General features: G+C 33.4%; 15 protein-coding genes. All 15 read right to left on the bottom strand.

Translation table 11 applies throughout. The features are described 5' to 3' along the window. Positions 1-2: 2 nt before the first annotated feature. The 15 genes from ACKXGU_RS08510 to ACKXGU_RS08580 all read right to left on the bottom strand — a co-directional run bounded on the left by ACKXGU_RS08510 (position 3) and on the right by ACKXGU_RS08580 (position 14,037). Positions 3-899 (bottom strand): sulfotransferase family protein, encoded by an 897-nt coding sequence (locus ACKXGU_RS08510; protein ID WP_463464917.1) that lies wholly within the window; start codon positions 897-899, stop codon positions 3-5. A gap of 17 nt (positions 900-916) precedes the next feature. After that, entirely contained in the window at positions 917-1,456 is a 540-nt protein-coding gene (locus ACKXGU_RS08515; protein WP_463464918.1) for a hypothetical protein, read from the bottom strand. 9 nt (positions 1,457-1,465) lie between these two features. Next, positions 1,466-2,719, bottom strand: coding sequence for a sulfate adenylyltransferase subunit CysN (gene cysN / locus ACKXGU_RS08520; RefSeq protein WP_463464919.1), 1,254 nt, complete (start codon positions 2,717-2,719; stop codon positions 1,466-1,468). Positions 2,720-2,785: 66 nt separating this feature from the next. After that, a complete protein-coding gene (gene cysD / locus ACKXGU_RS08525; protein WP_463464920.1) occupies positions 2,786-3,691 on the bottom strand; it encodes a sulfate adenylyltransferase subunit CysD in 906 nt (301 codons plus the stop codon). Next, complete coding sequence (gene cysC, locus ACKXGU_RS08530) at positions 3,684-4,286, bottom strand: adenylyl-sulfate kinase (protein WP_463464921.1); 603 nt, start codon at positions 4,284-4,286, stop codon at positions 3,684-3,686. The genes cysD and cysC overlap by 8 nt, the downstream gene beginning before the upstream one ends. 7 nt (positions 4,287-4,293) lie before the next feature. Then, positions 4,294-4,743 carry a DUF2061 domain-containing protein gene (locus ACKXGU_RS08535; RefSeq protein ID WP_463464922.1) on the bottom strand — a complete coding sequence of 150 codons (450 nt, stop codon included), beginning with the start codon at positions 4,741-4,743 and terminating at the stop codon, positions 4,294-4,296. 9 nt (positions 4,744-4,752) lie between these two features. Next, positions 4,753-5,547: a 3'(2'),5'-bisphosphate nucleotidase CysQ gene (cysQ, locus tag ACKXGU_RS08540; RefSeq protein ID WP_463464923.1), complete on the bottom strand. Its 795-nt coding sequence runs from the start codon at positions 5,545-5,547 to the stop codon at positions 4,753-4,755. Beyond that, a complete protein-coding gene (gene rfbD, locus ACKXGU_RS08545) occupies positions 5,540-6,397 on the bottom strand; it encodes a dTDP-4-dehydrorhamnose reductase (protein WP_463464924.1) in 858 nt (285 codons plus the stop codon). The genes cysQ and rfbD overlap by 8 nt, the downstream gene beginning before the upstream one ends. Positions 6,398-6,422: 25 nt before the next feature. Then, positions 6,423-6,971, bottom strand: coding sequence for a dTDP-4-dehydrorhamnose 3,5-epimerase (rfbC, locus tag ACKXGU_RS08550; RefSeq protein ID WP_463464925.1), 549 nt, complete (start codon positions 6,969-6,971; stop codon positions 6,423-6,425). Beyond that, complete coding sequence (gene rfbA / locus ACKXGU_RS08555; RefSeq protein ID WP_463464926.1) at positions 6,968-7,837, bottom strand: glucose-1-phosphate thymidylyltransferase RfbA; 870 nt, start codon at positions 7,835-7,837, stop codon at positions 6,968-6,970. The genes rfbC and rfbA overlap by 4 nt, the downstream gene beginning before the upstream one ends. Further along, positions 7,834-8,892: a dTDP-glucose 4,6-dehydratase gene (rfbB, locus tag ACKXGU_RS08560; RefSeq protein WP_463464927.1), complete on the bottom strand. Its 1,059-nt coding sequence runs from the start codon at positions 8,890-8,892 to the stop codon at positions 7,834-7,836. Before rfbB ends, rfbA begins: the two co-directional genes overlap by 4 nt. Continuing rightward, positions 8,885-9,937: a hypothetical protein gene (locus ACKXGU_RS08565; RefSeq protein WP_463464928.1), complete on the bottom strand. Its 1,053-nt coding sequence runs from the start codon at positions 9,935-9,937 to the stop codon at positions 8,885-8,887. Before ACKXGU_RS08565 ends, rfbB begins: the two co-directional genes overlap by 8 nt. Before the next feature lie 8 nt (positions 9,938-9,945). Continuing rightward, a complete protein-coding gene (locus ACKXGU_RS08570) occupies positions 9,946-11,637 on the bottom strand; it encodes a DUF6909 family protein (protein ID WP_463464929.1) in 1,692 nt (563 codons plus the stop codon). A gap of 28 nt (positions 11,638-11,665) precedes the next feature. After that, complete coding sequence (locus ACKXGU_RS08575) at positions 11,666-13,168, bottom strand: GH3 family acyl-acid amido synthetase (RefSeq protein ID WP_463464930.1); 1,503 nt, start codon at positions 13,166-13,168, stop codon at positions 11,666-11,668. After that, positions 13,168-14,037, bottom strand: a complete 870-nt coding sequence (locus ACKXGU_RS08580; protein ID WP_463464931.1) for a M23 family metallopeptidase — start codon at positions 14,035-14,037, stop codon at positions 13,168-13,170. The genes ACKXGU_RS08575 and ACKXGU_RS08580 overlap by 1 nt, the downstream gene beginning before the upstream one ends. Positions 14,038-14,054: the final 17 nt, after the last annotated feature.

Raw genomic sequence — 14,054 nt, forward strand, 5'->3', positions numbered from 1 at the left:
CCTTAATTGTGCTTCCAGTTTGTTAAATCTAATTTTATTAGTTTTTCTAAATTATCAATCTCCTCTATAAAATTCTTCAAGTATAGTTCTTTTAAAGTATCAGAATCTAATTTAGTTGAAGACGATTCTTTTAAATTCAAATTAATTATTCTCTTCTTTATGTTTTTTTTGAATTGATTTGAAACGGGAATTATTGAAATTAGTTTTTTTAATTTTATGTCTTTGTAAATGAAATCTCTTATAATTTTACTTTTAGGAACCGATGCTGGATTACTCCGGTGATCAATATTATATTCGAAATTTTCTATTTCTAAAAAATCAGATATTCTATCAAAAGTCAATTGTCTATCTTTAATAAAGTCCTCTTCAAACCTAATAAACAAGAAATCCTCAAGATTAAAATATTTTAAATAATTATCTATCTGTTCACTGTAAAATCCTCTTTTCAAATAGCTAAAATTAACATTTGAAAAATGGTCTTTATTAATTCTTGATTTTTCTTTCTCTAATGCTTGAATAAAACCTAACGTTTCATATCCTCTTCTTTGACTCATTAGAAAATGCGAATACGCTCTTTTAACAGGATCCCTTAAAATAAATATAAACTTGATATTATATTCTGAAGAAAATGTTTTGAAAATTCTTTTTTCGGTATCCTTGAAATAAGAATAACTGGGATCTATTTCGCCAACAATTTTGGCATTTTTTAATTCTTTTGAGTCAAAATAGGTTTCAAAGTACTTTTTATGATCATTTTCATATAGCTCCTCTAATGAAAAAAAATGCGTTTCCTTTTCTTTGGGAAGTGCGATATTCTTGTTTTGGGATAAAATATCATGAAGTGAGGTTGTTCCTGATTTTTGAGCACCTATACAGAAAAAAATATCCTTTTTTTTCATATGTTATTAACTCAAGATTATCTTGTTTCAATTTTTAGTTTTTGCTTAAAAACTGGTTTAGAATCAAAATATGGATCATATTTTCCACTAATTTCATGAGTCCTAATTTCTCCATTTGCTTTATCAAAAGAAATGTAATCATTAGGAACAAAAAAAGACCCAAACTCGTTTGAGTTTAATTTTAAATTAAAATCTTCGTACGACATTTTAACAGATAAGAACGTTACAACATTGGTTTTTGGATTATCTCCAAAATCAAATCGTAAGCTTTTTGGAAAAATAGTTTCCGGTATTTTAAAACGTATGATTTGTTGTTTATCGCTTCCTTTAACCTTTTTCTCAATTTTTGTTTTCCAGGTGTATTTATTATTATCAAAGTCTTGATAAAACAATTCAAAAACGTCATCATTTTCAACAACAACCTCTAAATCTACAATAAACTGCGATATTAAAACCTCTTGGGCTTCCTGAACCTCTTGATATTTTGAGGTTTCGCTTCTGTTTTGCCTACAACCTATAAATAAAACACACAAGAATATTAATTTACTTAATCTCATAATAAAAATTTAAACAATCATTCCTGCAGCAACCGTTTCATTGGTAGCATCGTCTACAAGAATAATACTTCCTGTTGTTCTGTTTTCTCTGTAAGAATCAACCATTAAGGGTTTTGTGGTGCGAATTTTAACTTTTGAAATATCATTCATGCCCAATTCCTTATCATCCATATTTCTTTCTAGGGAATTTATGTCATATTTATACACCACTTCTTTTATCATAGCCTTTTGTTCATTGGAAGTGTGTTTGATAGTATATTTTGCTCTTGGTTTAGCAGAATCGTTGTGCAACCAACACAGCATGACTTCCAAATCTTGAGAGGCTTCAGGTCTATTATTAGATCGCACAATCATATCACCTCTACTAATGTCAATATCGTCTTCTAAAGTTATAGAAACAGACATTGGTGCAAATGCCTCTTCCAATTCTCCATCAAGCGTATCAATTGACTTTATTCTTGAATTAAACCCAGACGGCATTATGGTTACTTCATCCCCTTTTCTGAATACGCCACTGGCTACTCTTCCGGCATAGCCCCTATAATCAATAAATCCATCTCTTTGAGGTCTTAAAACAGTTTGAACAGGAAAACGCGCATCTACTTTATTGATATCACTGCTAATATGCATGGTTTCTAAAGTATGTAATAATGGCGCTCCTTGATACCAATCCATATTTTCAGAGCGATTAACGACATTGTCTCCTAATAATGCACTAATAGGTATGAACCGTACATCTTTTACCAGCATTTTAGATGAAAACTCTTCAAATTGCTCGATAACTTTATTATAAGCCTCTTCAGAAAAATCAACTAAATCCATTTTGTTAATACACACGATTACATGCGGTATCTGAAGCAATGACGCAATAAACGAATGTCTTCTCGTTTGTTCAATAACACCATGTCTGGCATCAACTAAAATGATTGCTGCATTAGCTGTTGAAGCCCCTGTAACCATATTACGAGTATATTGAATATGACCAGGTGTATCAGCAATTATGAATTTTCTTTTGGGTGTTGTAAAATATCTATACGCTACATCAATAGTAATACCTTGTTCACGTTCATCTCTTAAACCATCAGTAAAAAGTGCCAAGTCAACACCTTCATGTCCTTTTTTCTTACTAGTGTTTTCTATTGCCTGTAATTGGTCTTCAAAAATTGATTTCGAATCATATAATAAACGCCCTATGAGTGTACTTTTTCCATCATCGACACTCCCTGCCGTTGTAAAACGTAATAATTGATTGTTATCTAACATGATAATTTTAAATGAGATACTGAATCTCCCGAAACTTCGGTACAGTATTGCAATTAATAAATTTGATTAAAAATACCCTTGTCGCTTTCTATCTTCCATTGCCGATTCAGAACGCTTGTCATCACTACGGTTACCGCGTTCTGTTTGACGCATACCAGATACCTCGTCTGCAATTTTTTCTAATGTATCGGCATCAGACTCAATACCTCCTGTAATGGTTATATCGCCTAGAGTTCTGAAACGTATTTTTTTAGTGACTATTTCTTCGTGGTCTTCTAAAATGAGAAATTCTGAATTTGGAATCCAAGATTCTTGACGCCAAACAACCTCGCGTTCGTGTGCAAAATATAATGAAGGGATAGCTATATTCTCTCTCTTTATGTAATTCCAAACATCCATTTCGGTCCAATTACTTATTGGAAAAGCTCTAAAATGCTCGCCTTCAAAGTGCTTTCCGTTGAAAATATTCCATAACTCTGGTCGTTGGTTTTTAGGATCCCATTGACCAAAATCATCTCTGTGAGAAAAGAATCTTTCTTTGGCTCTAGCTTTTTCTTCATCACGTCTTCCACCTCCAATGGCACAATCTATTTTATTGGCTTCAATCGCATCTAAAAGTGTTGTGATTTGCAAAGCATTTCTCGTTGCATTCTTACCGCGTTCTTCAGCAACACGTCCTTCATCGATAGATTCCTGAACAGAACCCACAATTAATTGAACACCTAATTCCTTTATAATATCGTCCCGAAACTGTATGGTTTCTGGAAAATTATGCCCTGTGTCCACATGCATTAATGGAAACGGAATTTTAGCTGGATAAAACGCTTTCTTGGCCAAATGTGTTACCAAAATAGAGTCCTTCCCTCCTGAGAATAAAATTACGGGATTATCAAACTGCGCCCATACTTCACGTAGCACAAAAATAGCTTCACTTTCTAACTCGTCTAAATAATTTAAATAATACTTACTCATTTTGGAGTTGTAATTTTGGTCTTATATAATCAAGTATCTTTTTAACTGCTAATTCAACAGATACTTCTTCGGTTTTAATTTCTATGTCTGGATTTTCCGGGGCCTCATAAGGCGCTGAAATCCCTGTCATGTTTTTTATTTCACCCGCTCTGGCTTTTTTGTAAAGCCCTTTTACATCACGGCGTTCACATTCTTCAACACTGGTATTGACATAAACCTCGACAAAGTTAACATCTTTGACGATACTTTTAATGTTCTCCCTGTCTTTTTTATAAGGCGACACAAAGGCTGCTAAAGTAACTATTCCCGCATCAACCATCAGATTGGCAACTTCAGCAATTCGTCTGATATTTTCGGTTCTATCTTCTGGTGAAAAAGTCAGATCATTGTTTATACCTTTTCTAATATTATCACCATCTAAAGTATAGGTATTTATGCCTTGCTTGTACAATTCTTGTTCAACAACATTAGCTATTGTTGACTTTCCAGAACCTGATAAACCCGTAAACCATAACAAAAAAGATTTATGCTTTTTTGTTTTTTGTCTATCTGCTCTTGAAATTTGATAATCATGAGGGATGACGTTTTCGTCCATTTGACTTTTATTTTTTCTTAAAAATATTACGAACCTTACCTAGTGGGAGTTTTAACCACATACGCTCGTGGAAATAATATAGAGCAAATTTCGTAAATAATTCTGTAATGGCTATATATAGTGCTATCTCATCATAAGAATTTAATATGGCACCTGAAATGATAAACGTCATTGTAGTGGCTACCACTCGCCATGAAATTGTTTTATATAGTGTTTCTTTTGAAGTTACAACACCATCTCGAAGAACAAATTGCCAAATGCGTTCGTGAACATAGTATACTAAAAGTTTAATAAGAAATTCTGCAGCTCCTATTTTTATGGCGTGGTCTAAACTACATTTCCCATTCAAACATGTTATCAATAGAACTATTAAAATGGTATCTGCTGTAGCAACAATACGCCAAGACACTCCTTTTAATAAGCTTCTAGCATGTGATTCTTGTTTATATTTTGCCATTATTAGAAATTATTTAGAAACAACAAACCAAGGGTTTAGTAAATTCTCTTTGTTGTATAACAAAGGCTGTTTGGTCTCATGAGAAATGACTTGAATGCCTATGGCGTTACATATGGCCTGTCCTGCTGCAGTATCCCATTCCATCGTTGGCGCATATCTTGGGTAAACATCTGCTTTACCTTCGGCTACCAAACAAAACTTCAATGAACTTCCTTTTGAGACTATTTCAACATCCTTTCCGCTTTGTTTTATTTGCTCAACAAAATCTAAAGTTTCCTGGCTCATGTGCGAGCGGCTTCCTACAACTTGAACGGTTTTTGATTCGGAACTTTTAGGTTGCAAGGTCTCCGACATTTCTATAGCTTCCTCTATTAAAGTATCATGAGACTTCAATTGCGCTTTATAGGCTTTCTTATCTTGAACACTGGCATAGTACAAAACCTTGTTGGCAGGAACATAAATAACTCCCAATAAAGGTGAGCCATTTTTAACATAGGCAATGTTTACAGTAAACTCGCCATTTCTTTTGATGAATTCTTTAGTACCATCAACAGGATCTACCACCCAGCAATCTTTCCACTGCTTTCTTATAGTGTAATTTATTTGCTTGTTTTCTTCGCTTATGATTGGTGTATCTGTATTGGTCAAAAACGAATTGATAACATCATTTGCTTTTTTATCGGCTTCAGTTAGTGGTGATTTATCGTCCTTTAACTCAACATTAAAGGTGGTGTCATAAACCTCCATAATGACTTTTCCTGCTTTTAATGAGGCTTCAATAGCAATCTTTAAATTTTTATCCATGTATTTTAAATATGGCTTCTTTTAAACTTGATTTCCAATTAGGTATATCTAAACCCAATGTCTTTTTTATTTTGTTTGTGTCTAAAACACTAAACTTAGGTCTTTTTGCCGCTGTTTTATAATCGGCCGAAGGTATCGGATTTATTTTAATGCTGTTACTTGATAGACTAAAAATTTCTTTGGCAAATCCATACCATGATGTTTGTTCATCATTACAATAGTGGTAGATACCATATTGATTTGAATCATTTTCGATAATATAATTAATTACTCTAGCTAAATCACCTGCATAAGTAGGTGAGCCTATTTGGTCGTCAACAACACTGATTTCTTTTTTGGTTTCGGATAAACGGAGCATTGTTTTCAGGAAATTATTTTGATGTTCTGAATACAACCAACTAGTTCTGATAATAAAATATTTGTCAAGAGTATCTTGAACCTTTTCCTCGCCTTTTAACTTGGAAAGTCCATAAATATTTATGGGATTTGTGAAATCTGTTTCTATGTAGGGCTTACCCTTATTGCCGTCAAAAACAAAATCGGTCGAAATATGAATTAATTTTGTGTTGCTTTCATTGCAGGCCAATGCTAAATTTTCTAGGCCCTTTTCATTTATTTGAAATGCCTTTTCTGATTCTGATTCAGCAAGATCTACATTTGTATATGCCGCACAATTTATACACCAATCACAATTATTTAAATGAAAAAAATTCTTTATTTCATCTAATTTGGTAATATCAATAACTGATCGATCTGCAAAAATGAATTTGATTTCTTGATGGGAAGCTGCTAAATCTTTAAGACATTCACCTAATTGACCACCTGAACCTGAAACTAAAACTGTTTTCATTTATTTGGTTGAAAATTACTTCAGATTAATTGATTTCGGCAAATTCCATAATAGGTAATTCCAGATCCTTATCCGAAATAATAAGTTTATCTTTAGGTAATTGCCAGTCAATATTTAAATTGGGATCATTAAATATAATTCCTCTTTCCGATTTTTTATTATAGTAATTATCACACTTGTATGAAAATATTGCGGTTTCACTCAACACCACAAAGCCATGAGCAAATCCTCTGGGTATAAAAAATTGTTTTTTGTTTTCTTCTGACAATAAAACGGATAAAGATTGCCCGAATGTCGGGGATTCCTTTCTTATATCCACAGCTACATCAAGAACTTTACCCTTAATTACCCTAACTAATTTAGCTTGAGCAAACATTCCTATCTGATAATGCAGGCCTCTTAAAACCCCTTTTCTTGAGAAGGACTCATTGTCTTGAACGAAATCAGTATAAACCCCTGTTTTACTCTTAAATTTTTCATTATTAAATGACTCAAAAAAATAGCCTCTTTTATCTTCAAAAATATCAGGCTCAATAATATAGGTCCCTTTTAGTTTTGTTTCTTTAATATTCATTTTTTTGAGTTCAATAATCCTAGTAGATTTTTACCATATCCGCTTTTGAGTAATGGCATTGCCAATCCTTTAAATTGCTCGGCGGTAATATACCCCATTTCAAATGCCGCTGCCTCAATGGACCCTATTTTTAATCCTTGTCGTTCTTCAATTACCTCAATGAATTGAGATGCCTGCATTAGGGATTGAAATGTTCCTGTGTCAAGCCAAGCAGTTCCTCGATCTAAAATACTCACATTTAATTTTCCTTGCTCTAAATATACTTTGTTAACATCAGTAATTTCAAGTTCTCCCCGTTCACTTGGTTTAATGTTTTTTGCAACTTCAACAACAGAATTATCATAAAAATAAATTCCAGGAACCGCAAAATTAGATTTTGGCTTTTTAGGTTTTTCCTCAATTGAAATGGCCTGTCCTTGGTCGTTAAACTCAACAACGCCATATCTTTCGGGATCATGAACCCGATAGGCATAAATAACACCTCCTTCAGGATCATTATTACTCTGTAATAGATTCGATAGTCCGGTTCCATAAAAAATATTATCTCCTAAAATAAGGGCAACTTTTTCATTTCCAATAAAATCATCACCAATTATAAAAGCTTCAGCCAAACCATTTGGGTTTTCTTGGATGGCAAATTCAAATACACAACCATATTTACTGCCATCACCTAATAAATCTTGAAATAGTGGTAAATCCTTTGGTGTTGAGATTATTAAAATTTCTCTTATTCCAGAATACATTAATGTTGACAATGGATAATAAATCATTGGCTTGTCATAAACAGGCATCAATTGTTTACTTATAGATAATGTTAAAGGATGTAACCGAGTACCTGATCCTCCAGCAAGTATAATTCCTTTCATGCAGTATATTGGTTTTCATAGTAAGACTGATACGCTCCTGATGTTACGTTTTCCAACCAGTCTGTGTTGTTTAGATACCAGTCAATTGTTATTGTTAATCCTTCCTCAAATGTTACAGATGGTTTCCAGCCAAGCTCTCTATTTATTTTAGATGCATCAATGGCATAGCGTAAATCATGACCTGGGCGATCTTTTACAAATGTTATTAATTTTTCAGATGTTCCTAATATTCGTTTAAGCTTGAAATCCATTTGTTGACATAATAATTTAACCAAATCGATATTCTTCCATTCATTAAACCCTCCAATGTTATAAGTCTCCTTATTAACTCCTTTATGATAAACTAAATCAATGGCTTGTGCATGATCTTGAACATACAACCAATCTCTAGTGTAATTACCGTCCCCATATACTGGAAGTGACTTATTGTTTAATATATTGTTGATGAACAAGGGAATTAGTTTTTCAGGAAATTGATTCTCTCCATAGTTGTTGGAGCAATTTGAGATTACAAATGGAACTCCATAAGTTTCTCCATAAGCTCTAACAAAATGGTCTGAACTAGCCTTTGATGCTGAATATGGTGAATTTGGATCATAAGCAGTAGTTTCAGTAAAAAGACCTTCTGTTCCCAGAGATCCATAAACCTCGTCAGTGCTAATGTGATAAAATCTCTTCCCTTCAAAATTGTTTTTCCACAAATCATTGAAAGCATTTAATAATATCATGGTGCCAATGACATTTGTCTTAACAAATGCCAAGGGGTCAGAAATAGATCTGTCTACATGAGATTCAGCAGCTAAATGAATAACCCCTTCAAATTCATATAAACTAAATATTTTTTTAACATATTCTTGATCTACTATGTTGCCTTTTAAAAAGGTATAATTTGATTGGTTTTCAACGTCTTTAAGGTTCTCTAAATTTCCTGCATAGGTTAATGCATCTAAATTGTAAATATGATAGTCTGGATAATTTTTAACGAATAATCTCACTACATGTGAACCTATAAAACCAGCACCACCCGTAATCAATATTGGTTTTTTCTTACTCATAATTTTTAATGAATGGAACTATTTTTCTTAACAAATAGATTAAACAGAGTAAAAAGAAAGCTAATATTGGTAATATCAGCATATATCTTTGATACCATTCAGAACTTTTGTTACCTACTTCCTGAAAACTAGCAATGACATCAAAAAACACATCCTCTTCTACTTTTTTCTCATCTAAAAGTTTTAATTCATTTCTTAATTGAATTTCCTTGTTTAATAACTCAAATTCTTTGGTTTGAGTTTTGTCCTTATTTAGCGACAGACCTTCACCTCCTAGGCTAATTTCTGTCGAGGGAGATTTGGACTCTTCCTCCAAAACTTTAATATAAACTTCTTGAAGTGAAGCGACCTCTTCAAGTTGAGATTTGATAGTCTCTTTCTGGATTGCAATCAACGAGTCCCTTTTCTTCATTTTTTTTTCAGAATATTTGTTCGAAAATGAATTTCCAATTCCATTTTCCAGTTTAGGGAATATATCTTTTTGAAAAGAAAACACCTCTATTTCAAACAAATCTCCTGAATATATACTCCTGTTATCAACGAAATCCTCAAATGTGATATTACTTGCTCTCACACTATCTATGGATTTAAGAAAGTTATTGTATTGAACAATTCTTTCATTTTCTGTTTCAGGGCCTGGTATTATTTCAAATCCTGTAATGTTTTTGGCTTCTTCAACATCTAATTCAAATACTTCAGAAAGCGTATTAAAGTCTTCATCTGCTATTAATGCGTTATAATAATTAATTGTATTAACCAATTGATATTTTGAGTCAAAATAGGGTTTAACTAAAATCTGTGAACTATATAAATCTGGTTTTAACTTATCAAGACCATACCCTAAAGCACCTGAAATAATTATTGCTAATATTATTATTTTGTAATTAACTATTAAAGGCTTTAATAGATAAATGAAAAAGGCAAAAACATTTTTGAAAAAAGAAGACACAAAATTAATTAGCCTATTAAATCCTGCTCCAAGTAATTTTAGTAAGTATACTAAATCGACCTCATCATTATTTTGCGGTTGTTTATTGTCGCTCATATATTTAGTTAGTTATTAAATATTTGTTGTAATATTTTTCTGGTTATTAAGTATGTAGGTTTCACACCTGAAGTTCCTAGACCCCCTGATGCCAAAGTACTTCCTGTTTCTAGTGGGTTATCACTAGCGTAATAAGCGTAACGTACTTTTACATCAGGATTAATAGCTTTACGAATTTTGGAAGCGGCCTGAATGGCCTTTTGATAATGTGCGCCTTCCATTTCGAGACCAATAACATTCCACGTGGAGTTAAAAAAGAATTTTAGAATATCTTTATTCTGCAATGAGGTTCCTAAGACCGTAATCATGGCGCCTTCATAGACATTTACTCCGTTACCATCTAAATCGTTTTTATTCAACTCATTGTGAAAAGGATAGTTGTCCGCCGTGCCTTCAAAAATATGAGCCGAAGGTATCATGATATCTCCTTTGCCTCCTTCCAAAATTCCAGCTTTTCCCATAATTGAAATGGAGCAAACATTCAGAGAAATCTTTTTACCGTCTACTTTCATGGGTTTTAAAAGTTCGTCTATAGTTTCATATGCTTGTTCTCCAAATGCGTAATCCATAACTAAAATTACAGGTTGTTCATCTTTCGATTTGGAATTATCTATCCCCAAATCGAGTTTAGAAATAACGGTCTTATTTATGTCAAAAATTTGAACGTCAATATTCGTTCCTGAACTATCAGGAATATATATCATTCCATTCTGCAACGCTTCTTTGGTCACTTTATTGCGTAACGCTTCATTTTCTTTTTTGCTTAAATCTTCATACGTTCCAAAAATGCCTTTTTGGGCAATAATCGCCTTCAGAGGTTTCGCAGCAAACAATGTGTTCATAACGCTGTGCATATTTGCACTGATAACATGTATGGGCCGATCAATTAAGTTATTCTTTAAAAGGGTGTTTTTTATGTTATCTGCCCAAATTTCACCATGAATATGATGTCCTAAACGCTCTCGTAAAACTGGACTAAAAGTTACTGTTCGTTTGTTGTTATTTATGCTTTCTTCAATTGCAAGCTTACCTAGCCAATAAACAATATGTAGAAGCCTTTCGGGTTGCTCCTTTGTACTAAACTGACTATAAACCTGACTCAATTCATTAAAAGTCCTCCCTAAAATATTGGCAGTATGTGTTATAGCTATTTCGCGCTCGTTTTGACTTAATTTGTTTTTAGACAGAACCGTTTTTTCAAGCTTCACCCAGTCTCTGGTTGTATTTCCGTTTTCGTCTATCAATACCCTTTTGCTTATTTTATGAGATTCTATAAACAAGAAGGTTAAATGGGTTAAAATATCGTATATTTCTGAACGTCCTCGAGTAATTTCAATGTTCATTTGATCTTCATCAATCCGATAGCAATTTCTGCGTCTTTTGGGTGGTATTATGGCTACAAAATGCGAATTACTGTATCCTTCGTCGCTTGTTAAATTGATAAAGGTACATTCTTCAATGCCTTGTGGCAATCTATCAATAACATACAAAAGCCCTTCCAATTCTGCTTTATCATCAGCAATGGAGCCATATATTTCTGGTCGCAAAAGTAAAAGAGCTTCACGGAGCGTTTCTCCAGAGACACCCATGGGTTTGTAGAATCCCCTATTGAATAAGTGCCTCATAGTAATATACATCCTTTCAATAGCATTCGAGCTTTCTTGAGCTCTCGTTCTAGCATGATGTTTCTTATTACTCATAGAAAAATTTTAGTCCCCAAATATACTATTATTTAGTCAAACCCAACGCCATCAATTGGTCTGCTATTTTTCGATCATTTGATAATCGTGGAAGCTTGTTTTGTCCTCCCAATTTACCAATGGATTTCATGTATTCCTGAAAACCATTTTCCGCTATTTGAGTAATTTTTAAAGGTCTTAAAACTTGTCCGGAAATTAAATCAAAATAATAGCTGTTTTGGTTCTGAAGTGCTTGATCAATTCGCAGCTCCAATTCTTGTTTTTGTTCTAACTCTCCTTCAAATTCGATAAACCATTCGTGGTAAGGTAGCCCTTCATCTGGATTAATTTGTGGGGCAACAGTGAATTCAGAAACTTGAATGTTGGTATTCTTTAATCCTTCTTTCAGAGCCTCTTCCACTTCCTTACCAATAACATGCTCCCCAAAGGCGGAAATGAAATGCTTGATACGTCCTGAAACGATAATTTTGAAAGGCTTAACGGATGTAAACTGAACCGTATCACCAATATTATATGCCCAAAGACCGGCATTGGTTGAAATAATCATGACATAATTTTCTCCGATAACAACATCTTTAATCGTTAACCGTTTTGGGTTATCATCAAAAAACTCATCAGCTTTTATAAATTCATAAAAAATTCCTGAATCTAACTGGAGCAACATCCCTTTATCTCCTTGCTTGTCCTGAAACGCAAAAAAGCCTTCGCTTGCTGGATACAGCTCAATGCTGTCTACCTTTCTTCCAATTAAACTTTCAAACTTGACTCTATACGGCTCATAATTTACCCCGCCAAAAATGAATAAATTAAAATTCTTGAAAACATCACCAACTTTTTTTCCAGTACGTTCCTTAATTTTTTCAAAATACATTTGTACCCAAGAAGGAATTCCAGAAATAATAGTCATGTTTTCATTTAGGGTCTCATTTACAATGGCATTAACCTTATCGTCCCAATCTTCAATACAGTTGGTTTTCCAAGTTGGCATTCTGTTTTTTTGAAGATATTTAGGCACGTAATGAGCAACTATTCCTGATAATCGCCCCAATTGAATGCCATTTTTCTCATCAAGTATTGGACTCCCTTGCAAAAAAATCATCTTGCCATCAACAAACTTGCTGTTACCGGTTTCGGCAATATACATTAGTATGGCATTTCTAGCAGCACTAATGTGAAAAGGCATGCTATCATTAGTAATAGGAATGTATTTGGACCCTGATGTGGTACCTGCGGTTTTAGCAAAATATATGGGTTTATCTTTCCATAAAACATCCCTTTTGCCAGCAACTACCAAATCAATATAATTTCGTAATGCCTCATAATCTCTGACCGGTACTCGGTTAATAAAGTCGTCATGTGTTTTGATGTTTTCAAAATCATGATCTTTACCGAATTGGGTGTGCTTGGCTTCTTGAATAAGCATTTCAAACACCTTGTTTTGAGTCTCAATTGGATTTGATGCCCATTTGTTTATTTGTTTGGACACACGTTTTGCAAATGGTTTTGCTAGAGCAGATTTAAGTGAAAACATTAATTAAAATCTATGAAATTTGTTGGATTAATTGGATAACCATTACTCCAAAGTTCAAAATGTAGATGTGGTCCCGTTGTCAATTCTCCAGTATTTCCTGTTGTGGCAATAACTTCTCCTGCTAAAACTAAATCGCCTTGGGATTTTGTTAAAAGGGCATTATGCTTATAAACTGATATCAAGCCTTGGCTGTGTTCCAATATCATCACGTATCCTGCTTCAGTGGTCCACTCTGCAAAAATTACCGTGCCGTCTGCGGTTGCCTTTACTGGTGTATCGCTTTCAGTTACAATATCAACGGCAAAATGTTTTTCTTTGGCGTCGTATTCTTGAGAAATAGAACCTTTAACTGGCGGAAACAAAATAAAGCTAGAACTTAATTTAGCTGATTCAAACAAGTTATACTTGTCTTCCTTTTTTACTTTTTCGCGTAAAATAGAATCTTCTCTAATAGGTGTTAAATTGATATTTTTAGCTTCAATTTTAGTGGCTTCAATTATGGAGTCTCGGTTGAAATCAACCGTACTTACCTCACCATAAAGAACTTTTTTTATGGAGGAAAAATATTGTTCGTTAACAGCAATGACCTGCTGTAAAGAATCTGTTTTATAATTTAATTCCGTAGCGCGTTTTTTTAATTCAGTAGATGAATAGCCTGGAATATATTCCCTCAATGGAGTAAATGCTATGAGAATGGTTGTTGCAACAATCAAGAAAATCGAAAGCAAAGACATTAAAACAAAAACGTTCAGCCTGGTAAGTTTAAGCGACAAACGTTCCTCAAAAGTATCCTCGTTTAAAATGACCAAACGATATTTGTTTAGTAATTTTTTAGTAAACTTTTTTGGCTTCTTTTTGTTTTTGCTCATAAGTCTTACAAAATTAA

This window comes from Hanstruepera sp. CR43 (assembly GCF_055227665.1).